This is a genomic window from Paraburkholderia sp. A3BS-1L (assembly GCF_051125215.1).
Lineage (GTDB): Bacteria > Pseudomonadota > Gammaproteobacteria > Burkholderiales > Burkholderiaceae > Paraburkholderia.
In genome coordinates this window covers 1,175,959-1,202,868 of the sequence record NZ_CP120442.1, presented here as the reverse complement: position 1 = coordinate 1,202,868, position 26,910 = coordinate 1,175,959, and the positions used below count along the sequence as shown (strand labels likewise).

At 63.0% G+C, this 26,910-nt stretch carries 26 protein-coding genes; 8 read left to right on the top strand and 18 right to left on the bottom strand.

Going from position 1 to position 26,910, the window contains the following annotated elements; all coding sequences use genetic code 11:
- Window positions 1–154 precede the first annotated feature (154 nt).
- Window positions 155–940, top strand: coding sequence for a BspC domain-containing protein (locus P5W99_RS05430; RefSeq protein WP_434662150.1), 786 nt, complete (start codon window positions 155–157; stop codon window positions 938–940).
- Window positions 941–1,033: 93 nt separating this feature from the next.
- On the opposite strand, the gene P5W99_RS05425 is transcribed toward P5W99_RS05430, so the two are convergent.
- Window positions 1,034–2,197: a M14 family metallopeptidase gene (locus P5W99_RS05425; RefSeq protein ID WP_434662149.1), complete on the bottom strand. Its 1,164-nt coding sequence runs from the start codon at window positions 2,195–2,197 to the stop codon at window positions 1,034–1,036.
- A 35-nt stretch (window positions 2,198–2,232) separates the two neighbouring features.
- On the bottom strand, window positions 2,233–3,027 hold the full coding sequence (gene yaaA, locus P5W99_RS05420) for a peroxide stress protein YaaA (protein WP_421023578.1): 795 nt from the start codon (window positions 3,025–3,027) through the stop codon (window positions 2,233–2,235).
- A 65-nt stretch (window positions 3,028–3,092) separates the two neighbouring features.
- Here yaaA and P5W99_RS05415 point away from each other — a divergent pair, with 65 nt between their 5' ends.
- Window positions 3,093–3,608: a putative toxin-antitoxin system toxin component, PIN family gene (locus tag P5W99_RS05415; protein ID WP_434662147.1), complete on the top strand. Its 516-nt coding sequence runs from the start codon at window positions 3,093–3,095 to the stop codon at window positions 3,606–3,608.
- Between the two features lie 97 nt (window positions 3,609–3,705).
- Window positions 3,706–4,899, top strand: coding sequence for a pyridoxal phosphate-dependent aminotransferase (locus tag P5W99_RS05410; protein WP_421023576.1), 1,194 nt, complete (start codon window positions 3,706–3,708; stop codon window positions 4,897–4,899).
- Window positions 4,900–5,033: 134 nt separating this feature from the next.
- On the opposite strand, the gene P5W99_RS05405 is transcribed toward P5W99_RS05410, so the two are convergent.
- On the bottom strand, window positions 5,034–5,675 hold the full coding sequence (locus P5W99_RS05405) for a glutathione S-transferase (RefSeq protein ID WP_421079235.1): 642 nt from the start codon (window positions 5,673–5,675) through the stop codon (window positions 5,034–5,036).
- A 108-nt stretch (window positions 5,676–5,783) separates the two neighbouring features.
- Between P5W99_RS05405 and P5W99_RS05400 the strand changes: the two genes are divergently transcribed.
- The 5 genes from P5W99_RS05400 to P5W99_RS05380 all read left to right on the top strand — a co-directional run bounded on the left by P5W99_RS05400 (window position 5,784) and on the right by P5W99_RS05380 (window position 11,534).
- Window positions 5,784–7,346 (top strand): 3-hydroxyacyl-CoA dehydrogenase, encoded by a 1,563-nt coding sequence (locus tag P5W99_RS05400; RefSeq protein WP_421079234.1) that lies wholly within the window; start codon window positions 5,784–5,786, stop codon window positions 7,344–7,346.
- Complete coding sequence (locus tag P5W99_RS05395) at window positions 7,343–8,134, top strand: oxepin-CoA hydrolase, alternative type (protein ID WP_421023573.1); 792 nt, start codon at window positions 7,343–7,345, stop codon at window positions 8,132–8,134. The genes P5W99_RS05400 and P5W99_RS05395 overlap by 4 nt, the downstream gene beginning before the upstream one ends.
- A gap of 55 nt (window positions 8,135–8,189) precedes the next feature.
- Window positions 8,190–9,305, top strand: a complete 1,116-nt coding sequence (locus P5W99_RS05390) for a phosphotransferase (protein WP_421079233.1) — start codon at window positions 8,190–8,192, stop codon at window positions 9,303–9,305.
- Window positions 9,306–9,388: 83 nt separating this feature from the next.
- Window positions 9,389–10,648, top strand: coding sequence for an acyl-CoA dehydrogenase family protein (locus P5W99_RS05385; protein ID WP_421079232.1), 1,260 nt, complete (start codon window positions 9,389–9,391; stop codon window positions 10,646–10,648).
- 169 nt (window positions 10,649–10,817) lie between these two features.
- Window positions 10,818–11,534, top strand: a complete 717-nt coding sequence (locus P5W99_RS05380) for a glutathione binding-like protein (protein ID WP_421044075.1) — start codon at window positions 10,818–10,820, stop codon at window positions 11,532–11,534.
- 100 nt (window positions 11,535–11,634) lie between these two features.
- Here the strand turns inward: P5W99_RS05380 and P5W99_RS05375 are convergent, their stop codons facing one another.
- The 15 genes from P5W99_RS05375 to nuoG all read right to left on the bottom strand — a co-directional run bounded on the left by P5W99_RS05375 (window position 11,635) and on the right by nuoG (window position 26,910).
- The gene (locus P5W99_RS05375; RefSeq protein WP_421079231.1) at window positions 11,635–12,105 is read right to left on the bottom strand and encodes a MaoC family dehydratase; all 471 of its coding nucleotides are present in this window, start codon (window positions 12,103–12,105) and stop codon (window positions 11,635–11,637) included.
- Entirely contained in the window at window positions 12,102–12,575 is a 474-nt protein-coding gene (locus P5W99_RS05370; protein ID WP_421023569.1) for a MaoC family dehydratase, read from the bottom strand. The genes P5W99_RS05375 and P5W99_RS05370 overlap by 4 nt, the downstream gene beginning before the upstream one ends.
- A gap of 71 nt (window positions 12,576–12,646) precedes the next feature.
- On the bottom strand, window positions 12,647–13,768 hold the full coding sequence (locus P5W99_RS05365) for an acyl-CoA dehydrogenase family protein (RefSeq protein WP_421079229.1): 1,122 nt from the start codon (window positions 13,766–13,768) through the stop codon (window positions 12,647–12,649).
- A gap of 11 nt (window positions 13,769–13,779) precedes the next feature.
- On the bottom strand, window positions 13,780–14,976 hold the full coding sequence (locus tag P5W99_RS05360) for an acyl-CoA dehydrogenase family protein (RefSeq protein ID WP_421023567.1): 1,197 nt from the start codon (window positions 14,974–14,976) through the stop codon (window positions 13,780–13,782).
- Between the two features lie 67 nt (window positions 14,977–15,043).
- Window positions 15,044–15,499, bottom strand: a complete 456-nt coding sequence (locus P5W99_RS05355; protein WP_421079227.1) for a DUF1178 family protein — start codon at window positions 15,497–15,499, stop codon at window positions 15,044–15,046.
- Between the two features lie 249 nt (window positions 15,500–15,748).
- On the bottom strand, window positions 15,749–16,342 hold the full coding sequence (locus P5W99_RS05350; protein ID WP_421044080.1) for an NUDIX domain-containing protein: 594 nt from the start codon (window positions 16,340–16,342) through the stop codon (window positions 15,749–15,751).
- Between the two features lie 104 nt (window positions 16,343–16,446).
- Window positions 16,447–16,749 carry a DUF2818 family protein gene (locus P5W99_RS05345; RefSeq protein ID WP_421044081.1) on the bottom strand — a complete coding sequence of 101 codons (303 nt, stop codon included), beginning with the start codon at window positions 16,747–16,749 and terminating at the stop codon, window positions 16,447–16,449.
- The gene (nuoN, locus tag P5W99_RS05340; protein ID WP_434662142.1) at window positions 16,749–18,221 is read right to left on the bottom strand and encodes an NADH-quinone oxidoreductase subunit NuoN; all 1,473 of its coding nucleotides are present in this window, start codon (window positions 18,219–18,221) and stop codon (window positions 16,749–16,751) included. The genes P5W99_RS05345 and nuoN overlap by 1 nt, the downstream gene beginning before the upstream one ends.
- 23 nt (window positions 18,222–18,244) lie before the next feature.
- Entirely contained in the window at window positions 18,245–19,744 is a 1,500-nt protein-coding gene (locus tag P5W99_RS05335; protein WP_421023563.1) for an NADH-quinone oxidoreductase subunit M, read from the bottom strand.
- A gap of 20 nt (window positions 19,745–19,764) precedes the next feature.
- The gene (gene nuoL, locus P5W99_RS05330) at window positions 19,765–21,816 is read right to left on the bottom strand and encodes an NADH-quinone oxidoreductase subunit L (protein WP_421079225.1); all 2,052 of its coding nucleotides are present in this window, start codon (window positions 21,814–21,816) and stop codon (window positions 19,765–19,767) included.
- Window positions 21,817–21,830: 14 nt separating this feature from the next.
- A complete protein-coding gene (gene nuoK / locus P5W99_RS05325; RefSeq protein ID WP_006052894.1) occupies window positions 21,831–22,136 on the bottom strand; it encodes an NADH-quinone oxidoreductase subunit NuoK in 306 nt (101 codons plus the stop codon).
- An 11-nt stretch (window positions 22,137–22,147) separates the two neighbouring features.
- Complete coding sequence (locus tag P5W99_RS05320; protein ID WP_421079224.1) at window positions 22,148–22,825, bottom strand: NADH-quinone oxidoreductase subunit J; 678 nt, start codon at window positions 22,823–22,825, stop codon at window positions 22,148–22,150.
- Between the two features lie 183 nt (window positions 22,826–23,008).
- Complete coding sequence (nuoI, locus tag P5W99_RS05315) at window positions 23,009–23,497, bottom strand: NADH-quinone oxidoreductase subunit NuoI (protein ID WP_035534411.1); 489 nt, start codon at window positions 23,495–23,497, stop codon at window positions 23,009–23,011.
- A gap of 14 nt (window positions 23,498–23,511) precedes the next feature.
- On the bottom strand, window positions 23,512–24,576 hold the full coding sequence (gene nuoH, locus P5W99_RS05310; protein WP_035534409.1) for an NADH-quinone oxidoreductase subunit NuoH: 1,065 nt from the start codon (window positions 24,574–24,576) through the stop codon (window positions 23,512–23,514).
- Complete coding sequence (gene nuoG / locus P5W99_RS05305; RefSeq protein ID WP_421079223.1) at window positions 24,577–26,910, bottom strand: NADH-quinone oxidoreductase subunit NuoG; 2,334 nt, start codon at window positions 26,908–26,910, stop codon at window positions 24,577–24,579.

Below are 26,910 nucleotides of genomic sequence, written 5' to 3'. Positions count from 1 at the left end.
ACACCGCGGCCACAAGCCGCAGCTTGCACGGCAGGCACGCCAGGAAGCCATTCCGCCAGCCGGCTCCGCGAAATATTTGTCCGGCCCCGGAACTCATCCATGCAGTGCAGCATCTTACGGTGCCTGATGTCCCACCCTCATCCAGAATAATCAGATGGACCGCTACAACGCATCTCGCCAGTTGCTGACTGTAATTGGCCGGCTGGCCGCCTGCGCCGTGAGTCTCACATTCGTTTGTACGCTGCCCGCCCAGGCCGATCAGCTCGATCAGGCCACTCAAGCCGGCCCCATCGATCAACCAGGCGATTTTTCCAGCCGGCAGAGCGAGCTCGCGAATTCCTTCGTGACCCAAATGCATGCCGACCCGCTGGTCGCAAGCTGCGCAGCGCACGGCAATTTCATTGCCAGTACGTCGGATGCACTCGATCATGTCGAGTTTGCGCCCAGCTCTTTCGACAGTGCACACTCTACCGTCACGCCCTGGAACGACTCGTTCGACGAAGGCAAGCAGCGCGTGAAAGTCGATACGATCGTCACTGTCGATGGCATCGGCATTCCCAAAGACAGCGGCCACGGGCCCTACGATCTGAAGTTCCGCTGCGGCTACGTAGGCCAGCAGATCCTCGCATTCAGCTGGAACGATCCCGTACCGCCCCTGCGCGCGCGCAGCGAGTCCCGCGCCTCGACAGGCGGCACTGCAGCCCACGCCAGCGGCAAACACAGCACGAAGTCGAAGAAGACCACTGGCAAGAGCAAGAAGACCGCGACTTCGAGCAAATCGGGCCACAAGTCCTCGGCCACGAGTACAAAGAGCACGAAGGGCACGAAGGGCACGAAGGGCACCAAAAGCGCGACGGGCAGCAGCAAGCCGACAACGAAATCGGCCACCACGTCGACAGCCAGGAAAACGAGCACGAAAAAGAAGTCGACGACGCAATGATGACCCGGCGCGGTCCACACGGCGTGCGCCGCACATGACAAAGGGGGAAGCGGTGCACACCGCTTCCCCCTTTGTCATGCTGCTGCCTTCGCGTCAGGCGAACTTGACGACGTGCTGCAAGATCGCTTGCAACATGGCTGCGCCTAGTGCGGCGCTACGCTCCCCGTTCCAGCCCACCCGCTCATCGGGCAGGTTCGCGTTGTCCTTGAACGGCATTTCAAGCGTGAGCGACAGGCAACCGTAGCGATGCCCGATGTACTTCGATGCGAGCTTGAGCGCATCTTCACGATAGCGGCTCGCTTCGTAGCCGTGCTTGTCCTGGAAGTCCGGGCTCGCCACCTTGAACGCTTCGATGAATGCAGCCTGCTCGGCGCGCTGCTGCTCGGTGAAGCCGGGCAGCATTTCCGAACCGGCCACGAACACATAGGGCAGCGTCTCGTCGCCGTGAATATCGAAGAACAGATCGCAGCCGGTTGTCTCGATTGCATCGCGCACGACGAGCACCTCGGGGCTGCGCTTAGCATCGGGTTCCATCCATTCGCGATTCAGGTTCGCGCCCGCAGCATTGGTGCGCAGGTTGCCGTGCACGCTGCCGTCCGGATTCATGTTCGGCACGATATGGAAGATCACGCGCTCGAGCAGCATGCGCGCGACCGGATCGCCCGACCAGTCGCCCCAGCCCGCCAGACGCTTCACGAGCCCTTCGACAAACCATTCGGCCATCGACTCGCCCGGATGCTGGCGCGCGATGATCCAGACCGTCTTCTTGGGCTTGCCTTCGGGCGTGGTGTCGCCCGGCATGCCGAGCGAAAGAAGCGTCATCGGCCGACCCTCGACTGTCTGGCCGAGTTCGCTCAGCGTCGCGTGCGGAAGCTGCTGGAGCGCCCCGAGAAATTCGGAATGGCGCTCCTCACTGTACGGCTCGAAGTACGCGTAATAGACACTGTCGAACTCGGGCGTATGGTCGATGACGAACGCCTTGCCGTCGTACGACGTCGGTACGCGGAACCAGTTCACGCGGTCATAGCTCGCCACGGCCTGGTAGTCGCGCCACCCTTCGGGAAATGCGCACGCCGAGCCGTTCTCGAACGTCATCACGCAACGCTCGCCGCGCCCGCCCGTGAGGCGGAAATAAAACCACTGCGCGAAATCCGATTGACTGTCGGCTCGCACGCGCAGGCGGATATCGTCGGCTTGCTCGCACGAGAGCACTTCAATCGCGCCCGCATCGAACTGGCTGGAAATGGAAATCGTCATGTCTGTTTCCTTCGCTGGATCGGCAATCCGGCCGCTCAATCGGCCAGACGCCGGCGGAACACATACGTCGAATCGTTCGATGCCGCAGCATCGAATGCATAACCTTCCATATCGAAGGCCTTGAGCGCCTCGGGCTCGGCTAAGCGGTTCTCGACCGCATAGCGCGCCATCAGCCCGCGCGCACGCTTCGCGTGGAAGCTGATGATCTTGTAGCGGCCGCCCTTCCAGTCTTCAAACACCGGCGTGATGATGGGCGCCGCGAGCGCCTTTGGCTTGACGGCCTTGAAGTACTCGGTCGATGCGCAGTTCACCAGCACGCGCGCACCTTTCTTCGCTTTTTTCTGATTGAGCTCGAACTGCGCGTTGAGCGCGTGCGTGATGCGCTCGCCCCAGAACGCGTAAAGGTCCTTGCCGCGCGCATTCTCGAAGCGTGTGCCCATCTCCAGCCGATAAGGCTGCAGCAGGTCGAGCGGACGCAGCACGCCGTACAGGCCCGACAGCACGCGCACGTGCTGCTGGGCGTAATCGAGATCGGCATGAGTGAGCGATTTCGCGTCGAAGCCTTCGTACACGTCGCCGTTGAACGCGAGCACGGCCTGCTTCGCGTTGGCCTCGCTAAAGTGCTTCGACCAGTCGGCGTAGCGCTGGAAGTTCAGGCTGGCGAGCGGATCCGAGATGCTCATGAGCGAGCCGATCTGCTGCGGCGAAAGACGGCGCAGGCCATCGATCAGCTCGGCTGCGTCGTCGACGAAATCAGGGATGGTGTGTGTTTCGATGTGCGCCGGCGTGTCATAGTCGAGCGATTTGGCCGGCGACAGAACGATTATCATAGAGGCTTGCAGGCACGAGCGTGCCGATGTTCAAAGGCGAAAGCCCGATTGTAGCGAATTCACGAATGACCGGTTTTACGCCCTCAGACAGCTCCCCCGCCCCATCCCCCGCCACGGCAGCGCAAGATCCGCTCGCCGTGGTGCTCGATTCGAATGTGTGGCTCGACATTCTCGTGTTCGACGATCCGCATACGCGCCCCATTCGCGCCGCGCTCGAACGTGGCGCGCTCGACGCGCTGATCGACGCACGTTGCCATGCCGAGCTTGCGCACGTGCTCGACTATCCGCAATTCCAGGCGCGCGGCACGGACAAGGCGGCCGCGCTCGCCACGCTGGCGACGCTCGTGCGGCAGATCGCGCCGCCAGCGCTGCCCGCCGACGCCCGTGCGCTACCCCAATGCCGCGATCGCGACGATCAGAAGTTCCTGGAGCTTGCCCGGGCCAGCGGCGCTGTGTGGCTCGTATCGAAAGACCGAGCGGTGCTCAAGCTCGCGAAGCGTATCGCGCGCGATTTCGGCTTTCGCATCGGCACACCCGATGCCTTTGTCGCCGAAACCTCGGCGGCCTGGGCTGGCGTATGACCAGCGGATCAGCCACTCACGCCCCGACCGTTCGCGGCCCGACCGATTTGCCTACAATCGAGTTTTCCCGTTCCACCGTCTTCCATCCGCCCGCGCCATGAACGCATCGCATCCCTCGCAAAATCCGTCGCAAACCTCGCTGCTCTCGCCCTCTTTCCCCTCCCGCCTGCCCGACGTCGGCACGACGATCTTCACGGTGATGAGCGCGCTCGCCGCAGAAAAGGGCGCGGTGAACCTGGGCCAGGGCTTTCCCGATTTCGACTGCGATTCGCGCATCGTCGACGCCGTCGCGCAGGCCATGCGCGACGGCCACAACCAGTACCCGCCGATGGCCGGCATGGCCGTGCTGCGCGAAGCCATCGCGGAGAAGGTAGCGAATATCTACGGTCATCGCTACGACGCCAACACTGAAATCACCGTGACGGCGGGCGCCACCCAGGCGCTGCTCACGGCGATCCTGTGCGCGGTGCATCCCGGCGACGAGGTCATCGTGGTGGAGCCGACCTACGACAGCTACCTGCCGTCGATCGAACTGGCGGGCGGCAAGCCCGTGTTCGTGACGCTCGAAGCGCCCGACTATGCGATTCCGTTCGACCGCCTCGCTGCGGCCATAACGCCAAAGACGCGCCTCATCCTCATCAACACCCCGCACAACCCCACAGGGACCGTGTGGCGCGCCGAGGACATGCGCAAGCTCGAAGAGATCGTGCGCGGCACCAATGTGCTGATTCTCTCCGACGAAGTCTACGAACACATGGTCTACGACGGCCAGCCGCACGAGAGCGTCGCGCGCTATCCGGAACTCGCGGCGCGCAGCTTCATCGTGTCGAGCTTCGGCAAGACTTTTCACGTGACGGGCTGGAAGGTCGGCTACGTGGCCGCGCCGGCGCCGCTCACCGCCGAATTCCGCAAGGTGCATCAATTCAACGTGTTCACCGTGAACACGCCGATGCAGGTCGGTCTCGCGCAATACCTGCGCGACCCAAAGCCGTATCTGGAACTGCCCGCTTTCTATCAGAACAAACGCGACTTCTTCCGCGCCGGTCTCGCGAACTCGCGCTTCAAGCTGCTGCCGTGCCAGGGCACGTACTTTCAATGCGTGGACTATTCGGCAATCAGCGACCTGCCCGAAGCCGAATTCTCGAAGTGGCTCACGGCCGAAATTGGCGTGGCGGCCATTCCGGTGTCGGCGTTCTATCAGGAGCCGCACGAATCGGGCGTCGTGCGCTTTTGCTTCGCCAAGCAGGAAAGCACGCTCGCGACCGCGCTCGAACGCCTCGTTCGGCTCTGAAGCCCGGCGACGCGCGATGCATCCGCGAACGGCAAGGCGTTCCCGAGCATCGCGCAAGGCGGCGCGCACTCCCGCACGCTGTACCGCGCCGCAAAGCCGCCTGCCGAGCCGCCTATGCCATGCAAGCGCCAAGCTTACGCATTGGCTTCGATATAGGCCTTGCGCTCGGCAGCCACGCGCTGGGCCGCAGGCCGCTCGCCCACGCGCTTCAGGTAGGACTTCCAGTCCACGCCGGCTTCGGCGAGAAGGTCGCGACCGTAAATTTTCTGCGTCGCCATCGCGACAAGCGGCAAGCTCGCGAACGCCACAATGTCCACGATCCCGAACTGCTCCCCGCACACATAAGGCGCGAACTTCGCGAGCCGCTTGAAGCTCGCGATATAACGGTTCAGGCGCTTCTCGACGCTCGCCTTGACGTCCGCGCTCACCGCCCCGCCAAAGAATGCTTCAGCATAGAGTTCGCGCACCGAGAGTTCCAGATGCGTCTCGATCACGGCAATGAGCTCACGCTCCTTTGCCGCCGCCCATGGATCGGCGGAGAAAATGCGCTTCTCGGGATAGCAAGCCGCCAGATATTCGACGATCACTTCCGACTCGCACAGAAAGCCGTGCTCGGTCTCCACGAACGGCACCTTGCCCGTGGGCGACTGCGCCAATTGCGCCTCGGCAAGCGGGAGTTTCGCCGTCACTTCCTCGAACGCGATGCCATACTCGAGCATCACGAACTTGACCTTGTTGTAGTAGTTCGACAGCGCAAAACCATGCAGCTTGATCATTCTCATTGCCCCCTTGAAGGCAGCGGCGTCCGTCTTGAACCCGCTGAATCGTTTTCGTTAAATTGTACGACCGTGCTATTCTAGGCCAATCATGGAGCCAGGCTTCCAATGACTTCCCATCATTTCAACATTGAGACAATTGGCATCGTCGGCACCGGCGCAATGGGCCGCGGCATCGCCCAGATTGCCGCGCAGGCGGGCCTCGCGGTGCGCCTCTACGATACCAATGCGCAGGCGGTCGCCGCAGCGAGCGCGTATCTCGCCGATACCTTCGCGAAACTCGCTACAAAAGGCAAGCTCAGCGAGACCGATGCCAACGCCGCGCTCGCGCGCATCACGGGCGTGAACACGATCGACGGCCTTGCGGGCTGCGATCTGGTGGTCGAAGCGATCGTCGAGAACCTGGACGCCAAGCGCGTCCTATTCCGCGAACTCGAAACCGTGGTGAGCGGCAAGTGCCTGCTCGTTTCGAACACGTCGTCGCTGTCGATCACGGCGATCGCCGCTGCCTGCGGCGATCCCTCGCGCGTCGCGGGCTATCACTTCTTCAACCCCGTGCCGCTGATGAAGGTCGTCGAGGTCATCGACGGTCTGCGCAGCGACCCCGCCGCCGGCGACGCCCTCATGGCGCTCGCGCGCCGCATGGGCCACACGCCCGTGCGCGCGAAGGACATGCCGGGCTTCATCGTCAATCACGCGGGCCGCGGCATGAACACCGAGGGCTTGCGCGTGGCCGGCGAAGGCGTGGCCAGCTTCGCCGATATCGACCGCATCATGCGCGAGCAGGCCGGCTTTCGACTCGGGCCGTTCGAACTGCTGGACTTGACCGCGCTCGATGTCTCGCATCCGGTGATGGAGTCGATCTATCACCAGTTCTACGAGGAGCCGCGCTTCACGCCTTCGCCCATCACCGGCGTGCGCCTCGCGGGCGGGCTCGTTGGGCGCAAGAGCGGTGAGGGCTTCTATCGTTATGTCGATGGCAAGCAGCAAGTGCCCGAAGAACCCGCCGCGCCCACGACGCTGCCCGCGCGCGTCTGGGTGAGCCGCCGCAATGCTGCAGCGCGCGAGGCCGTGCTCGCGCTTGCCGCCCAGGCGGGCGTCGCCATCGACGAAGGCGACGCGCCCGGCGCCGACTCGCTCATCGTGGTCGCGCCGCTCGGCCTCGACGCCACCACCGCTGCACTCGAAGAGCAACTCGACGCAAGCCGCGTCATCGCCATCGACACGCTGTTCCCAATCGCCAGCGCGAAGCGCCGCACGCTGATGACGACGCCCGCCACCACGCGCGCAGCACGCGATGCGGGCCATGCGCTCTTCGCCGCCGACGGCGTACCGGTCACGGTGATCCACGATTCCACGGGCTTCGTCGCGCAGCGCATCGTCGCGACGATCGTGAATATCGGCTGCGACATCGCACAGAAGCAAATCGCGTCGCCGCACGATATCGACCTGGCTGTCACGCTCGGCCTCGGCTACCCGCAGGGGCCGCTCGCACTCGGCGACACACTGGGCGCACGCACGATCCTCACCATCCTGAACAACATTCACGCCGTGCTCGGCGACCCGCGCTATCGCCCATCGCCGTGGCTCGCGCGCCGCGCGCAGCTCGGTCTTGCTCTCACGCAACCCGACGCGGCAGACATCAACACAACAAACGAGGCACAGCAATGAGCGCAGAACTTCGCAGCACTCGCCCGCACGACCACGAATCCACACTCGTGCTGACGCTGTCGAACCCCGGCGCGCGCAACGCGCTGCATCCAGACATGTACGCCGCCGCCATCGAAGCATTCGATGCGGCCGAACGCGACAACTCGCTGCGCGCGATCGTTATCACGGGCGCCGACAACTTCTTTTGCGCGGGCGGCAACCTGAACCGTCTGCTCGAAAACCGCGCCAAGGATCCTTCCGTGCAAGCCGCCAGCATCGACATGCTCGCGCAATGGGTCACGGCCATGCGCCAGTCGAGCAAGCTGGTGATCGCCGCGGTCGAAGGCGCGGCTGCGGGCGCGGGCTTCTCGCTGGCGCTCGCAGCCGACTTGCTGGTCGCCGCCGACGACGCAAAATTCGTCATGGCCTACTCGCGCGTGGGCCTCACGCCGGACGGCGGCGGCTCATGGTTCCTCGCGCGTGCGCTGCCGCGCGCGCTTGCCTTCGAGTTGATGGTCGAAGGCAAGCCCATCGGCGCATCGCGCCTCGCGGACCTGGGCGTCGTGAACCGCGTCGCAAAACCGCAGAAGGCGCTCGATACGGCGCTCGCCTGGGCAGACGATCTCGCGAAGATCTCGCCGAACGCGGTCGCCCGTATCAAGGGGCTGACGAGCGCAGCGGACATGCAGTCGCTCGACGACCACCTCATTGCGGAACGCGAGAGCTTCGTGACTTCGCTGCATCACCGCGACGGGCTCGAAGGCATCACCGCGTTCCTCGAAAAGCGGCAACCGGTGTACAAGCGATAAGCGAATCGTCGCGCCTGTAACGCTTCGACGCGGCTCGACGAGAAGGGAGACGAACATGGCACAAGCCACCCCGAATGCAGGCAAGACAACCGCCAGCGACTCGACCGACTTTTCGGCGTTCGAAGGCACGCGCGCCGTTGCCGAGCGTCAGCGTTTCGACACCGGGGCGCTGACCGCCTGGCTCGCCGCGCACGTCGACGGCTTCGATGGACCGCTCTCGGTCGAGCAGTTCGCCGGCGGCCAGTCGAACCCCACGTTCAAGCTCGTCACGGCAAAGCGCAGCTACGTGATGCGCGCGAAGCCCGCACCGAAGGCGAAGCTACTGCCTTCGGCGCACGCAATCGAGCGCGAGTATCGCGTGATGGCCGCGCTCGGCGCCACCGACGTCCCCGTCGCGAAGATGCTCGCGCTCTGCGAGGACGAAGCCGTGATCGGCCGGGCGTTCTACGTCATGGAGTTCGTCGAGGGCCGTGTCCTGTGGGACCAGGCGCTGCCCGGCATGACGCGCGAGCAGCGCGGCGAGATCTACGCCGAGATGAACCGCGTGATCGCCGCGCTCCACAACGTGAATCCCAACGCCATCGGACTTGCCGATTATGGCAAGCCCGGCAATTACTTCGCACGCCAGATCGACCGCTGGAGCCGCCAGTACCAGGCTTCGCAAACCGAGCCGATTGACGCAATGAACCGGCTGATCGAATGGCTGCCGCAGCATCTGCCCGACGACACGGGGGCGCGCGTTTCGGTCGTGCATGGCGACTACCGGCTCGACAACCTGATCTTCCACCCCACCGAGCCGCGCGTGCTCGCGGTGCTCGACTGGGAACTCTCGACGCTCGGCGACCCGCTCGCCGACTTTTCGTATCACTGTATGGCCTGGCATGTGGAACCGGGCCAGTTCCGCGGCATCGGCGGGCTAGACTGGCAAGCGCTCGGCATTCCCGACGAGCAGCATTACGTACAGCGCTATTGCGAACGTACGGGCCTCGAGATTCGCGGCGACTGGAACTTCTATCTCGCCTACAACATGTTCCGTATCGCGGCCATCCTCCAGGGGATCATGAAGCGCGTAGTCGAAGGCACGGCCGCGAGCGCCCAGGCCGCCGACGCAGCGCGACGCGCAAGGCCCATGGCCGAGCTCGCGTGGCAATACGCGCAAAAGGTGCGCTAGCGCCGCTTCGCCTCCCATCGATTCGATCGGCATTCCATCAGCACTCGATCCTTACGCGGTGCTCCCTATTTGCGAGGTCACGGATGAATTTCGACTATTCCCCGAAAGTGCAGGCGCTGCGCGAGAAACTGCTCGCGTTCTTCGACGAACACATCTACCCGAACGAGACCGTCTATCACGAGGAAGTCGAGCGCAATCGCGCGAACGGCGATGCCTGGATACCCACACAGATCGTCGAGCAACTCAAGCTGAAGGCGCGCGAGGCCGGCCTCTGGAATCTGTTCCTGCCCGATTCGACACGCGGCGCGGGGCTCACCAACCTCGAATATGCGCCGCTGTGCGAGATCATGGGCCGCGTGATCTGGGCGCCCGAGGTATTCAATTGCAACGCGCCCGACACCGGCAACATGGAGACCATCGAGCGCTACGGCACCGAGGAACACAAGCGCCAGTGGCTAACGCCGCTGCTGGAAGGCCAGATTCGCTCGGCCTTCCTGATGACGGAGCCCGAGGTGGCTTCGTCGGATGCGACCAACATCCAGACGCGCATCGACCGTGACGGCGACCACTACGTGATCAACGGCACGAAATGGTGGTCCTCGGGCGCCGGCGATCCGCGCTGCGCGGTGTATATCGTGATGGGCAAGACCAATCCCGATGCGCCGCGCCACGCGCAGCAATCGATGATACTCGTGCCGTCCGACACGGCCGGCATCACGGTCAGACGTCCGCTCACCGTGTTCGGCTACGACGACGCGCCGCACGGACACATGGAAATCACGCTCGAGAACGTGCGCGTGCCGGCATCGAACATCCTGCTGGGCGAAGGCCGCGGCTTCGAAATCGCACAAGGGCGACTCGGGCCGGGCCGCATCCACCATTGCATGCGCCTGATCGGCGTTGCCGAGCGCGCAATCGAATTCATGGCGCAGCGCGCGCTCTCGCGCACTGCGTTCGGCAAGACTATCGCGCAGCAGACGGTCACTCAGGAGCGTATCGCCGAGGCCCGCTGCATGATCGAGCAGGCGCGCCTGCTCACGCTCAAGACCGCGTACATGATGGACACGGTGGGCAACAAGGGCGCGCGCGGAGAAATCGCGATGATCAAGGTAGTCGCGCCGAACATGGCCTGCCAGGTGCTCGACTGGGCCATCCAGGTGCATGGCGGTGGCGGTGTGAGCGGCGACTTCCCGCTCGCTTATGCCTACGCACACGCGCGCACGCTGCGTTTCGCCGATGGCCCCGACGAGGTGCACCGCAACGCCATTGCCAGGCTCGAGCTCGCGCGCTACACCGATCCGGCGGCGGCTTCGCGTGTGGAGATGCCGATCACGCGTTCATAGACGATCGAGGCCCGAAGCCCGCTTCTGGTCCGCAAGCAAGATCAAGCCCACAAGCGCAGCAGGGGCGCTCATGCGCCCTCTGCGCGGCCCGCCGATCTATGCTAATTTGCGCCAGTCCACGCGCCGCGCAAGTCTGGCGACGCCTTCGTCCAGGTGCCAAGGAGCCACGATGATCGATGTCTACAGCTGGGCCACGCCCAACGGCCACAAAGTCCATATCATGCTCGAGGAGACCGGCCTCGAGTATCGCGTGCATCCCATCGATATCGGAGCCGGCGACCAGTTCAAGCCCGAGTTCCTCGAAATCAGCCCGAACAATAAAATCCCTGCCATCACGGATTCCGAGGGCCCCGTGCGCGCCGACGGCAAGCCGTTTTCGCTGTTCGAGTCGGGCGCGATCCTGATCTATCTGGCCGCGAAAACCGGCAAGTTCATGCCTGAAGACCTCGCGGCCCGCTACGACGTGCTGCAATGGGTGATGTTCCAGATGGGCGGCCTCGGGCCCATGCTCGGCCAGGCACACCACTTCCGCATCTATGCGCCCGAGAAAATCGAGTACGCTGTGAACCGCTACACGAACGAGGCCCGGCGCCTCTACAACGTGATGGAAACGCAGCTGGAAAAATCCGAATATCTGGCCGGCGATGATTACACCATCGCCGATATCGCCGCGTTCCCGTGGACGCGCTCGTGGCAAAACCAGGGCATCGATCTCGACGCGCTGCCCAACGTGAAGCGCTGGCATGAGACCATCGCGGCGCGCCCTGCGGTCCAGCGCGGCGTCGAAGTGCTGGCGAACGCCCGCAAGGCGCTCACGGACGACAAGGCGCGAGAGATCCTGTTTGGCGCGACGCAGTACGCGAAGCACGGCTCGAAAGCAGCCTGACGATCGGCACAAGCCAAAACGAACAAGGGGCGCGCGGCTTGTGGCCGGGCGCCCCTTGTTCATTCCGAGCGTGCGCAAATGGACACGCGCGCTCAGTAATTCAGAAGTAATGCCGTGTGATGAATTCGGCCACGCACGCGGGCCGCTCGCTGCCCTCGCATTCGATGGCGATGTCCCAGACGACTTGGGCACCGCCGCCCTCGACATCGCTCACCTCTTTCACGCCAATACGCGCCCGCACCCGCGCGCCCACGGGCACCGGCGACGTGAAGCGCACCCGGTTGAGCCCATAGTTCACGCCCATGCGCTGACGCATCGGGACCGTCTCCGCGAGCAGCGCCGGCACGAGCGAGAGCGTGAGAAAGCCATGGGCGATCGGCCCGCCGAATGGCGATTCGCGGCGCGCACGCTCCGCGTCGACATGAATCCACTGATGATCGTCGGTCGCGTCGGCGAAGCCCAGCACGCTCACCTCGCTCACCGTGCGCCAGTCGCTCAGGAGCGGCTGCGCACCCACGAGCGCGCGCAAGGCCGCGACGTCGGCGATTTCCACCGCAGTCACCGTGCTCAAGATGCATCTCCCGGATGGGCCAGCCCCGGATGGGCCAGCCCGAACAGCCCCTTCGAACTCACCGTCACGACGATCTCGCCGTGCTGATTACGGCCTTCCCAGCGTGTCTCGACGATCCCGCGATCCGGCTTGCTTTGAGAAACGCGCTTGCTCACGATGTTGTTGGTCAACGTAATCGTGTCGCCGACGCGCACCGGTTTGATCCAGCGGATCTCGTCGATTCCAGGCGAGCCCATCGACGTCGAGCCCTCGAGGAAGTTGCGCACGAGCAGGCCCATCATGACCGAGCACGTGTGCCAGCCACTCGCGACAAGGCCGCCGAAGTGCGACGCCTCGCCGGCCGCCTCGCTCAAATGAAACGGCTGCGGGTCGAATTGCTGCGCGAACTGCACGATCTCCTCGCGCCCGAACGTATGCGAGCCGACTTCATACGCCTTGCCCACTTCGAGATCTTCGTAACTCACTCCCATCGATGCCTCTCCGTTTCATGTTGCATTTCGACGCGCTTCATAACGCCTTACCCGCACGCGCGCATTGAACCTCAAGCGGCCGCCTGCGCAAACCCAGGCAGCGAAGCAAAACGTTCGAGATGGTGATCGACGTCACCGAGCGTGGTCTCGATGATCGTGAGGCGCTTGAACAAATGCGCTGCCGCGACTTCGTTGGTCACACCCATGCCGCCATGCAACTGCACGGCCTGCTGGCCGACGTAGCGCGCCGCCTGCCCGACGCGAACCTTGGCTGCCGAAATCGCGCGGCGCCGCTCGTCAGCCGAAGCGCTACTGTAACGCGCAGCCGCCAGATACGTGAGCGAGCGCGCCTGCTCGCCATGGATCAGCATCTCGGCCATGCGGTGCTGGAGCGCCTGGAAACGCGCGATCGGCACGCCAAACTGCTGGCGCGTCTTCGTGTACTCGACGGTCGCATGATTGAGGGCGTCGATGGCGCCAACGGCTTCCGCGCACAGCAGGAAGGTTGCGTAATCGGCAATTCTCTCCCACGTGGCCGCGCCCGCGCCAGCAAGGCGGCTCGCGCTCGCGCCGTCGAATTTGAGCGTCGCAGCGCGCTGGCCGTCGATCGTGCGATAGTCGCTCACCTCGACGCCCTTCTCATCGCGCCGCACCACGAACAGCGCGACTTCGCCCGCGAGGCGGGCCGGCACGATCCAGTAGTTGGCTTGCGCGCCGTGCTGCACGACCGACTTGCTGCCCGTGAGCGTAAAGCCGTCGCCGGTTTCCTTTGCGAGCGTGCCGAGAGCAAACAGGTCATAGCGCGCATCGGGTTCATGAAATGCCGCAGCGAGCTTGATCTCGCCGGCCGCCGCGCGCTCCAGCAGTTGCGCGTTTTGCGCATTTTCCGCGCTCGTAAGCTTGAGCGCCTCGATGCCCACGGCAGTCGCCCAGTACGGCTCGATCACGAGCGCACGGCCCAGTTCCTGCATGACCACGAGCATGTCGAACGGCGAACCGTCGAAACCGCCCTGCTCCGCCGGCACCGGCAGCGCCGTGAGGCCAAGTTCGACGAACGCGTTCCAGTGCGCAGCCGAAACGCCCTCAGGCGTCTTCACGATCGCCTGGCGCGCTTCGAAGCCGTAATTCTTGTCGAGATAGCGACGCAGCGCGTCGGCAAGTTGCTGTTGCTCTTCGGTGAAATTGAAGTCCATTGCGCCGCTCCTCAAATCCCCAGAATCATCTGCGCGATGATGTTCTTCTGGATTTCGTTCGACCCGCCGTAAATCGACGTCTTGCGATAGTTGAAGTAGTAAGCCGCGAGCGGTGCTGCATCATCGTCGCCGCCGGCCGCGTGTGCACGCTCGCCCTCGAGGAACGCCGGATCGAACGGCGCGGCCAGCGGACCGACCGCATCGACCATCAACTCGGTGAGCGCCTGCTGGATTTCGGTGCCCTTGATCTTGAGCATCGACGCCTCGGGCCCAGGGCCCCGACCATGGCCGCTGCTCGCGATCACACGCTCGGCGGTCACTTCGAGCCCCATCAACTCGATTTCGACGGCGGCCACGCGCGCCGCGAAAACCGGATCGTGCAGCAACGGCTTGCCGTGCTTCTTCTGCTCCAGCGCGACACGTTTGAGGAACGCGAGTTCGCGCTTTGACGCGCCCACGCGCGCGATGCCCGTTCGCTCATGGCCAAGCAGATATTTCGCATAGGTCCAGCCGCGGTTCTCTTCGCCAACGAGATTCTCGACCGGGACTTTCACGTCTTCGAAGAATACTTCGTTCACCTCATGGTCTTCATCGAGCATGATGATCGGGCGCACGGTGATGCCGGGCGTCTTCATGTCGATGAGCAGAAACGAGATGCCCTCCTGCTTCTTCGCGGCGGGATCTGTACGCACGAGGCAGAAGATCATGTCGGCGTGCTGGCCGAGCGTGGTCCAGGTCTTCTGACCATTCACGACGTAGTGGTCGCCCTCGCGAACAGCACGCGTGCGCAAAGAGGCCAGATCCGAGCCCGAGCCGGGTTCGGAATAGCCCTGGCACCACCAGTCTTCGCCGGAGAGAATGCGCGGCAGATAGCGTCGCTTTTGCGCGTCGTTACCGTACTTCATGAGCACGGGCGCGACCATCGAGACACCGAATGGCAGGACCATCGGCGCGCCAATTCGGCCGCATTCCTCGTCCCAGATGTGGCGCTGCGTTTCGTTCCAGCCCGGGCCGCCATATTCGGCTGGCCACGCTGGCACCGACCAGCCGCGCTGACCGAGCAGCTTGTGCCAGTTGGCGATGTCGTCGCGGCTGAGGCGCTTGTGATTGAGTACTTTTTCGCGCACGGCTTGAGGCAGATTGGCCTCGAGCCAGGCGCGGACTTCGGCGCGAAATGCGTCGTCGGTGGGGGTGTAGTCGAGATCCATGCGGGTTGTCTCCTGGCCGCGGACGGTGGGGAATACACCCCAAGCCACGGCGAAGACCCGCATCACCTTATTGCAGCGGGCCCTTCAACGCGGCCGGAACCGGCAGCGGCATCACATCGATGCCTTCTTCGACGAGAGCTTGCGCATCTTCCGCTGATGCCACCCCGCGGATGTTGCGCGCCGGCGCTTCGTTGTAGTGAATGCGCCGCGCCTCCTCGACGAAACGGTCGCCTACATTCTCCGTCTTCTCCAGGACCTCGCGCATCACGCGCATCGCATGCGCCTGCCATTGCGCCGCCTGTGCCGCTTGAGCGGACTGTGGCGCCTGGCCTGCAGCGGACGATGCCGCGTTCGCGCCCGACAGATTCAGTCGGGGTGCGGACGGCACGCGGCTTACATTGGTGGCGCCGCACATCGGACATTCAACCAGCTTGCGCGAAAGCTGCGACTCGAAGTCGTCAGCGGAAGCGAACCAGCCTTCAAACCGATGGCCGTCTGGGCACTGTAAATCGAGGACCTTCATGAGAATCGAGGCTTGCGTTGAGTGTAGCTCAAAACGTACATTTGTGAACGATCGTTCGTAAATTTTTTCCCAGGGTATTCACTATCCCCTCGGTACCGAACGGCCGGTTTGCCGGTGATTGTAGCGCCGCCCAGCACGGTGCGCTCAGCGCAAAAAAGCCTGGCTGATATGAATACGGCGGCCTTCGAAAAGCGAAGGCCGCCGTATTCAATGGATTGGCGTGCAGCCGCCGCCAGCAGCGCGCGAAGCTCAGCCCCGCTCAGGCTGCCCGAGCGGCCAGGCGCCCGACAGCGCCTTTTCGAGCCAGAACGTGCCGATGATTGTCTTCACATCGGTGATCTTGCCGGTCCGCACCCATTCGAGCAGTTCGGGCAGCGTTGCCGTGAATGTCTCGAGAAACTCGCCGTCGTCGAGCTTGGCCTCGCCCGCGGTCAAACCGCGCGCAAGATAGATGTCGATGAATTCAGTCGAGTACGAAATCACGGGATGAATCTGCGCGAGATAGACATACTCGCGCGCCGCGTAGCCCGTCTCTTCCTTGAGCTCGCGGATCGCGCAGGCAAGCGCGCCTTCCTGCGGATCGAGCTTGCCGGCCGGGAATTCGGTCATCACCCGCGAAAGCGGATACCGATATTGGCGCTCCATCAGCACGCGGCCATCGTCGAAAAGCGGGATCACCATGACGGCGCCCGGATGCTGGACATACTCGCGCGTCGCATGCTTGCCGTCGGGCAAAGCAACCGTGTCGCACTTGAGCGTAAGGAATTTGCCCGCGTGGAGCGTCGTGCTTTCCACACACGTCTCGGCGAGCGCCGGGTCGTGCTTATGATGTTCAGCAGCCATGTTCAACCTCTGGGAAGCGCTTGTACGGATAAATCGCGGGAAACCGCAATGTGATCGCAATGTGATCGAATGGCGTGCTCCTCGTGCGGGACGAGGAGCACGCATTACGCCGGGCGGCGTTTGACGAGATATTGCCAGGTGAAGCCGGGGAACGCGAACACGACAAACAGACTGAACGTGATGGCGTAGAACTGCCAGCCCTGGTCAAAGCGGTTGCCGGCGCGCGCCTCCAGCATGAAGCCGAACGCGCCAACCACAAAATACAGCACGATCATTTCGGCAATGCGAATCCACACGCTTTTCTTCTGCGCGCGCAACGGCACCATACCGAACAATCGCTGATTGAGAAACGGCAGGTTGGCGCCCGCGAGCGCCAACAACACAATAAACCACCCTGCTGCCGACATTACAGAGGCAGCGTATGCGAGACGGCCCGCAGGCAGAGCGACATCAGCGGTCCGGGGACAATGCCGAGCACCAGCACCGCCACGCCATTGAGCGTGAGCAGCGCGCGATTGCAGACATGGCTCTCGATCGGCGCGGTGTCCTGCGGCGTGTCGAAGTACATCAGCTTGACGATGCGCAGGTAGTAGAACGCGCCGAACAGCGACGTAATGACCGCGAGCACGGCAAGCCAGGTCAGGCCCGCATTCATGGTCGCTTCGAGCACGGCAAGCTTCGCGTAGAAGCCGACCGTCGGCGGGATGCCGGCGAGCGAGAACATCATGAGCATCATGACGAACGCAAACACCGGGCTGCGCTGGTTCAGACCCTTGAGGTCGTCGAGCGTTTCAGCCTCGAAATCGCGTCGGGCCAGCAGCATGATGATGCCGAACGCGCCAAGCGTCGTGATCAGATAGACGATGCTGTAGAACATCGCCGAGCTGTACGCACTGGCCGCCCCGGTCGCCTTGTTGTCGACGATGCCGGCCAGCAGGCCGAGCAGCACGAAGCCCATGTTCGAGATCGCCGAGTAAGCCAGCATGCGCTTGACATTGCGCTGGACGATACCCGTGATGTTGCCGACGATCATCGAGAGCGCCGCCAGAATGATCAGCATTTCCTGCCAGTCCACGGCCAGCGGCAGCAGACCCATGACGAGGAAGCGCACGGCCCACGCGAACGCCGCGACCTTCGGGCCGCCACCGGTGAGCAGCGTCATGGCCGTAGGCGCGCCTTGATAGACATCGGGCACCCACATGTGGAACGGCACCGCGCCCATCTTGAACGCCACGCCCGCGACGATGAACACCACGCCAAACAGCAGCACGATGTCGTTGATGTGGCCCGAGGCAACCGCCTTGAACACGTCGCCGAGGTCGAGCGAGCCGGTCGCACCATACAGCATCGAGATGCCGTAGAGCAGGAAGCCTGACGCGAGCGCGCCCAGCACGTAGTACTTCATGGCCGCTTCATTCGACTGCGTCGCGTTACGGCGCAGCGCGATAACCGCGTAGAGCGACAGCGACATCAGCTCGAGGCCGAGGTACAGCGTGAGGAAGTTGTTGCCCGAGATCATCACGATCTGGCCAAGCAACGAGAACATGCCGAGCAGGAAGAACTCGCCCCGGAACATGTCGCGGTCTTCGAGGTACTTGCGCGAGTACACGATCGTGACCGCGTAGCCGAGCGTGACCACCGACTTCATGGCGCTGGCGAACGCGTCCACCACGTACATCCGCGTGAAGTAGTAATACACGTGCGGATCGAACGCGTTCACCGCGAACCAGATGCCGGCGATCACGGTCGTCAGCAGCGCGATGAAATAGGTCGTGCGCCGGCCCGAAGGACCGGTGAACGTGTCGTTGAGCCACGCAACGACGACACCGGCCATGACCAGCGCGTCGGGTAGCAGAGCGTTCATAGGGGCGTTTGGCATGATCTTTTGTTCCTCCGCTCGTATTACTGTGACAGCGGCAGCTTCGACGCTGCGACGTGGGAGAGGAGGTTTTCCACGGAAACGTGCATCACATCGGTAAAGGGCTTCGGGTAGACGCCCATGAAAAGCGTGAGCAGCGCGAGCACCCCGAGAATCAGGTATTCACGGCTGCTGATGTCCTTCAGCTCGCGAACATGGTCGTTCGCGACGGCGCCGAAGTACACCCGCTTGTACAGCCACAACGTATAGGCCGCACCCAGGATCAGCGTGAACGCCGCCCCGAAAGCGATCCAGAAGTTGAACTTCACTGCCGCCAGAATCACCATGAATTCGCCGACGAATCCCGAGGTGCCCGGCAGGCCGCAGTTGGCCATCGCGAACAGCATGGCCAGCGCCGCGAATTTCGGCATCGTGTTGACGACGCCGCCGTAATCGGCAATGTCGCGCGTGTGCATGCGGTCATACAGCACGCCAATGCAAAGGAACATCGCGCCCGAGACGAAGCCGTGCGAGATCATCTGGACGATTGCGCCTTCCATCGCCAGTTGGCTCGACGGGCCGAACATAAAGAAGCCGAGCGTGACGAAGCCCATGTGCGCGATCGACGAGTACGCAACCAGCTTCTTCATATCCGACTGCACGATCGCCACGAGACCAATGTAGATCACGGCGATCAGCGACAGCGTGATGATTACCGGCGCCAGATAGTGACTCGCATCAGGCGTGACCGGCAGCGAGAAACGCAGGAAACCGTACGCGCCGAGCTTCAGCATGATGGCGGCCAGCACCACCGAGCCACCCGTGGGGGCCTCGACGTGCGCATCCGGCAACCACGTGTGGACCGGCCACATCGGCACCTTGACCGCGAACGCGAAGAAGAACGCGATGAACAGCAGGATCTGCGGCGTCATTGCAAGCTTCGCGCCCTGCCACGTAGCAAGATCGAACGTCCCCGTCTCGCGGTAGAGGTACAGCAACGCGATCAGCATCAGCAGCGAGCCGGCCAGCGTATAGAGAAAGAACTTGAACGCCGCGTACACGCGGTTCGGACCGCCCCACACGCCGATGATGATGTACATCGGAATGAGCGTGGCCTCGAAGAACACGTAGAACAGCAGACCGTCGGCGGCGCAGAAGACGCCAACCATCAACCCCGACAAGATGAGGAACGCGGCGTAATACTGCGCGACGTTCTTCTGGATCACTTGCCAGCCCGCGATCACAACGATCACTGTGATAAGCGCAGTCAGCACCACGAGCCACAATGAAATGCCGTCGATGCCGAGGTGATACGAAATATTGAACCGCTCGATCCAGACCGACTTCTCCTCGAACTGGAGTGCAGCCGTGGTCGTGTCGAAGCCCGAAACGAGCGGAAGGGTGACGAGGAAACTAAGCACCGAACCGATGAGCGCGAGCCAGCGGTCCGCGCTCGAGCTCCGAAGGGAACCCACTATAAGAACGATGATGCCGAAAACGATCGGCATCCAGATCGCAATACTGAGAATCGGAGTTGCGTGCATGCGTTTTTTTCCTCGCCTTCTTATTTGCCGCCGAGCGTTACAAACAGAGTAAGGAGGCCAAGCATGCCAATGATCATGGCAAATGCGTAGTGGTAGATATAGCCGGATTGCAGGAAACGAATGACCGATGCAAACCAGCCGATAAACTTGGCGCTCCCATTCACGACGCCGTCGATCACGACGACATCGCCTTCCTTCCACAGCCCTCGACCGATAGCGACCGCTCCGCGAGCGAAGACGACTTCGTTGATCTTGTCCAGGTAATACGCATTCGTCAGCAGCTTGTACACCGGCGAGAACATGCGCGACACGACGGCCGGCAGATCCGGGCGCTTCATGTAGAAGAACCAGGCCACGATCACACCCGCGAGTGCAAGCCACACTGGCAGACCCGAGAACGCGTGCGCGCCCATCGCGACCCAGCCATGGAATTCTTCACCCATCTCAGCAAGCGCCGGGTGATTTTCGCCAATGAAGATGACTTTCTGGAACGCCACGCCGTGCGCGAAGAAGTCGCCGAACAGCAGCGGTTGAATCGCATAGGCGCCGGCGATCACCGACGGGATTGCGAGCAGGACCAGCGGCACCCAGATCACCCACGGCGACTCGTGCGGCACGTGAACGTGGTGATCGTCGTGGCCATGGCCGTTGCCGTGACCATGCACTGCAGCTTCGGCGCCCATCGGCGAATCGGGATGCTTCGGATTACGGAAGCGCTCTTCACCGTGGAACACGAGGAAGTACATGCGGAACGAGTACAGCGCCGTCACGAACACGCTCGCGACCACCGCGAAATAGGCGATGCCCGAGCCCGCAAGGTGCGAAGCCTTCACCGCCTCGATGATCGAGTCCTTCGAATAGAAGCCCGAGAAGAACGGCGTGCCGATCAGCGCGAGCGAGCCGATGAGCGAAGTGATCCACGTAATGGGCATGTACTTGCGCAGGCCGCCCATGTTGCGCATGTCCTGGTCGTGGTGCATGCCGATGATGACCGAGCCCGCGCCGAGGAACAGCAGCGCCTTGAAGAACGCGTGCGTCATCAGGTGGAACATCGCGACGGGATACGCCGACACGCCGAGCGCCACGGTCATGTAGCCGAGCTGCGAGAGCGTGGAGTAAGCGACCACGCGCTTGATGTCGTGCTGCACGATGCCGAGGAAGCCCATGAAGAGCGCGGTAATCGAACCGATCACGACGATGAACGAAAGCGCGGCGTCCGACAGTTCGAACAGCGGCGACATGCGCGCGACCATGAAGATGCCGGCCGTCACCATGGTGGCGGCGTGGATCAGCGCCGAGATCGGCGTCGGGCCTTCCATCGAGTCAGGCAGCCAGACGTGCAGCGGGAACTGCGCCGACTTGCCCATCGCGCCGACGAACAGGCAGATGCACGAGACCGTGAGCAGGTTCCACGAGGTGCCCGGGAACGTCAGCGCGGCAATTTCGTGGCCCTTCGCGAACACGTCGTTGTAATTGAGCGAGCCGCCGTACGCGAGCAGCAGGCCGATGCCCAGCAGGAAGCCGAAGTCGCCCACGCGGTTCACGAGGAACGCCTTCATGTTCGCGTAGATGGCGCTTTCACGCTTGAAGTAGAAGCCGATCAGCAGGTACGAGACGAGGCCCACCGCTTCCCAGCCGAAGAACAGCTGCAGGAAGTTGTTGCTCATCACGAGCATCAGCATCGAGAACGTGAACAGCGCGATGTACGAGAAGAAGCGCTGGTAGCCCTCTTCTTCCGCCATGTAGCCGATCGTGTAGATATGCACCATCAGCGACACGAAGGTCACGACGATCATCATCAGCGCCGTCAACGAGTCGACCAGGAAGCCCACTTCGAACTTCAGGCCGCCCACCGACATCCATTCGTAGATGGTCGCGTTGAAGCTCGCGCCGTTCATCACGTCGAAGAACGTGATGCACGAGAGCACGAAAGCAATCGCGACGCCGAGAATGGTGACCGTATGCGCGCCCGCGCGCCCCACCGTTTTGCCGAACAACCCGGCAATGAGAGAACCGGCGAGCGGCGCCAGCGGGATCGCCAGCAATAGGGTTTCGTTGAGTGTCGTTGCCATAAACAGAGCCTGCCTTAACCTTTGAGCTGATCGAGGTCCTCGACATTGATCGTGTCGAGGCTGCGGAACAGAGTCACAAGAATAGCCAGACCAATTGCGGCTTCCGCTGCCGCAACAGTTAGCACGAAGAACACGAAAATCTGTCCGTGAACGTCACCTAGGTAATGAGAAAACGCGACGAAATTGGTGTTCACCGCTAACAACATCAGCTCGATCGCCATCAGGATGATGATGACGTTGCGCCGATTCAGAAAAATGCCGACGATCGAGATCGCAAAGAGGATCGCGCCGAGGACGAGGTAATGGGCCAGGGTCAACATAATGCTCTCCTCTACGCTTGGCTCTTGGTGCCGGTCGCGGCCGGGGTCGCTTCGGCGTCGCTCGCCTCGGCCACTTCCGGAACTTCCTTGACCGCAGGCATCTTCACGAGGCGCACGCGGTCCTGGCGACGCACGCTAACCTGCTTCGAAACGTTCTGGCGCTTGGCGTTCTTGGGCTCGCGCACGGTCAGCGAAATAGCCGCGACGATCGCCACGAGCAGCACGAGGCCGGCAATTTCGAATGCGAAGATGTAATCGGTATAGATGATCTTGCCGATCAGGTGCGTATTCGACACCGATGCGGCGGCCGCGGCCGAGGTATCCGGCACCGGCGCGGTGGTCGCACCATAGCCGTGCCACAGAATCAGCGCGGTCTCGATCACGATGATCGCTCCCACGATGGTCGCCACCGGCACGAAGCGCTTGAAGTCGCGGCTCAGCACGTCGATGTTGATGTCCAGCATCATCACCACGAACAGGAACAGCACCATCACCGCGCCCACGTAGACGAGCACCAGCAGGATCGCGAGGAATTCGGCCTCGAGCAGCATCCACACCGCGGCCGCGTTGAAGAACGCGAGCACGAGGAAGAGCGCGGACGAGACAGGATTGCGCGAGGTGATCACCTTCAGCCCTGATAGCGTGAGCAGCAGCGCGAAGATGTAGAACAGGACGGTCGTGAATTCCATGATTACTGGTTCATCGTTGAGGCCATCGTAAGGCGGATTGCGCAGCGCAAACTGGCGGCCAGACCAGAAGGCATCGCGCCGCGGTTCCCGGGCTGCGGCTTTGCGGCGCCCGGCTTTTGCCCAGACACACACGTTCCCCGCAGCGGACCCGAACTGCGGGCCGATACAGCGTCAAACTGAAGATCAACGGTACGGTGCATCTGCTGCCTTGTTCGCCGCGATCTGCGCTTCGTAGCGGTCGCCGACGGCCAGCAGCATATCCTTCGTGAAATACAGATCGCCGCGCTTCTCGCCGTGATACTCGAGAATGTGCGTCTCGACAATCGAGTCGACCGGGCAGCTCTCTTCGCAGAAGCCGCAGAAGATGCACTTGGTCAGGTCGATGTCGTAGCGCGTGGTGCGGCGCGTGTTGTCCGCGCGCACTTCCGATTCGATTGTGATCGCGAGCGCGGGACACACGGCCTCGCACAGCTTGCACGCGATGCAGCGCTCTTCGCCGTTTTCATAGCGCCGCAATGCATGCAGGCCACGAAAGCGCGGGGAGATCGGAGTCTTCTCTTCCGGAAACTGCACGGTAAACTTGCGCTTGAAGGCATAGCGACCCGTCAGCGCGAGCCCCTTGAGCAGCTCGGTCAGGAAGAACGTCTTGAAGAAGTTTTGGATAGCGGTCATGTTTCCTTCGCCCCTTATTTCCAGATGCTCAGCGGCGACATATACCAGAAGCCGATCACGATCAGCCACACGACGCACACCGGAATAAACACCTTCCAGCCAAGACGCATGATCTGGTCATAGCGATAGCGCGGGAACGTCGCGCGCGCCCAGATGAACACCGACAGGAAGAAGAAAGTCTTCAGCACCAGCCAAAAGACGCCCGGAATGAAATCGAGGAACGCGAACGGTGCGCTCCAGCCGCCGAGGAACAGTACGGACGTAAGCGCCGAGATCACGATCATGTTGATGTACTCAGCGAGGAAGAAGAGCGCAAAGCCCATCCCCGAGTACTCGATCATGTGGCCGGCGACGATTTCCGACTCCCCTTCCACCACGTCGAACGGATGGCGGTTCGTTTCGGCGAGGCCCGAGATGAAGTAGACGACGAACATCGGCAGCAGCGGCAGCCAGTTCCACGAGAGGAACGTGACGCCGTGGCTCGCGAACATGCCTTGCATTTGGCCGCGAACGATGTCCGAGAGGTTCAGGCTGCCCGACACCATCAGCACCACGACCAGCGCGAAGCCCATCGCGATTTCATACGAGACCATCTGCGCCGCGGCGCGCATCGCGCCAAGGAACGCATACTTCGAGTTCGAGGCCCAGCCCGCGAGAATCACGCCGTAGACGCCGAACGACGAAATCGCCATCACGTAGAGCAAACCCGCGTTGATGTCGCCGAGCACCGCGCCCGCCTGGAACGGAATCACCGCCCAGACCGCGAAGGCCGGCACCACCACCATGATCGGGGCGACCATATAGATCCAGCGGCTCGCCTGCGCAGGCTGAATGACTTCCTTGAGCAGCAGCTTCAGCACGTCGGCGATCGGCTGCAACATGCCGCCGGGACCCACGCGGTTCGGGCCGAGACGCACGTGCATCCAGCCGATCAGCTTGCGCTCCCACAGGATCAGGTACGCCACGCACAGCAGGATCACCACCGCGACGACGAGAATGCGCACCAGCGCCCAGACGGTGGGCCATGCCACGCCGAGCAGCTGGCTGCCGCCTGCATTGATCGTATCGAACAAGCTCATTTACGCCTTCTCCACCAGCAGTTCACCGAACAGGCTGCCGAGCTGCGCGGCGGCCGGCGTTGCTGCCGACACGCGCACCGCCGTCGGCGCAAGATTCGCATCGCGCGTCGCGGGCGCGGTCACCGAGAGCTCGCCCTGGCGCACGCGCACGGCGTCACCCTCTTTCAGGCCGAGCTGGTCGAAGAGCGCGGCCGGCAAGCCGATGGTGTTCGCCACGCGTGCCGCCATTGTGAGCTGCAGCGCCTCGCCGCGACGCACGAGTTGATCGGCGCGGTAAATAGGCACGTCGGAGATGCGCTGGAAGCGGCCAACGGCTGCCTTCGCAAGGCTGCCTCGAGTCACCTGGGCCGTGGCTTTGTTCGACAGGCGCGCAGTGATGTCGCCGTCGCCGAGCGCCTTGCGGCGCACGTCTTCCGATGTTTCGTACTCGAAGCCCTGCGCGCCGAGCAGCGTGCCGAGCACGCGCAGGACCTTCCAGGCCGGCCGCGTGTCGCCGAGCGGACGCACGACGCCGTTGAACGACTGGACCGTGCCCTCCGCGTTGACGAACGTGCCCGAGGTCTCCGTGAACGGCGAGATGGGCAGCAGCACGTCGGCGTAGTCGAGGCCGGTCTTGAACGGCGAGAACACAGCGACCATCTCGGCCTGCGCAAGCGCGGCGCGCGCGGCAGCCGGGTTGGCCGTATCGAACTCGGGTTCGACGTTGAACAGCAAGTAACCCTTGCGCGGCTGCTCGAACACTTCGCGAGCGTTCAGGCCGTTGCTTCCCGGCAAGGCGCCCACGAGGTGCGCGCCGACCGTATTCGCAGCTTCGGTGAGGAAACCGAGCGTCGCACCCGTCGTTTCGGCAATGAACTGCGCAGCCGCATGCAGCCGCGCGAATTCCGGATGCTGGACGGCAGCGTTGCCGAGCAGCACGAAGCGGCGCTCACCGCTCGCGAGCGAGGCGGCCACGTGCTTTGCGGCGTCGTTCGCCTGCGCGCCGGCGAAGCCTTCAGGCAGCGCAACACCCTTCGCCTCCGCAGCCGCCGCGGCAATCGCAGCCAGTTCGTCAAGCCATGCCGAAGGCGCGGCGACGATACGCTGCGCGTTCGGGATCAGCGAGCCGTCGGCCGATGCCTGCAGGAATGCCACGCTTGCGCCGCCCTTCGCGGCCTGGCGCAGACGCGCGGCGAACAGTGCGTGGTCGCGCCGCAGGAACGAGCCGATCACGAACGCCGAGTCGGCATACGACAGATCCGCAATCCTGGTGCCGAGCCACGGCGCGCCCGCGAGCGGCGCCGAGAAGTCGCTCTGGCGCAGCCGGAAGTCGACGTTCGGCGTACCGATCGCGTCCGCGAACTGCTTCGCGAGATAGAGTTCTTCGGCCGTGCTGTGCGGGCTCGCGAGCAGAGCGAGCTGGTTCTCGCCGTGCTCGTCGCTGATGCCCTTGATACCCTTCACCACGTATTCGAGCGCAGTTTGCCAGTCGGTCTCGACCCACTGGCCACCCTGCTTGATCATCGGATGCGTGAGGCGATCCTCGGCGTTCAGCCCTTCATACGAGAAGCGGTCCTTGTCCGAGATCCAGCACTCGTTGATGGCTTCGTTCTCGAACGGCAGCACGCGCATCACGCGGTTGTTCTTCACCTGCACGACGAGGTTCGCGCCCGTCGAATCGTGCGGGCTCACCGACTTGCGGCGCGACAGTTCCCATGTACGCGCGGAGAAGCGGAACGGCTTGCTCGTGAGCGCGCCGACCGGGCACAGGTCGATCATGTTGCCCGAGAGTTCCGAGTCCACCGTCTTGCCGACGAAAGTGCTGATTTCCGAGTGCATGCTGCGGCCGAGCATGCCGAGTTCCATCACACCGGCAATTTCGTCGCCGAAGCGCACGCAGCGCGTGCAGTGAATGCAGCGCGTCATCTCTTCCATCGAGATGAGCGGGCCAACGTTCTTGTGGAACACGACGCGCTTTTCCTCGCTATAGCGCGAGGCCGACTTGCCATAGCCAACCGCCAGATCCTGCAACTGGCATTCGCCGCCCTGATCGCAGATCGGGCAGTCGAGCGGGTGGTTGATCAACAGGAATTCCATCACGGCTTGCTGACCCTGCACGGCCTTGTCGGACGTCGTGCGCACGACCATGCCTTGCGACACCGGCGTCGCGCACGCGGGCACGGCCTTCGGCATCTTCTCGACATCAACGAGACACATCCGGCAGTTGGCCGCGATGGAGAGCTTCTTGTGATAGCAGAAGTGCGGAATGTACGTGTCGACCCGTTGCGCAGCCTGGATCACCATGCTGCCTTCGGGCACCTGCACCTTCTTGCCGTCTATTTCAAGTTCAACCAT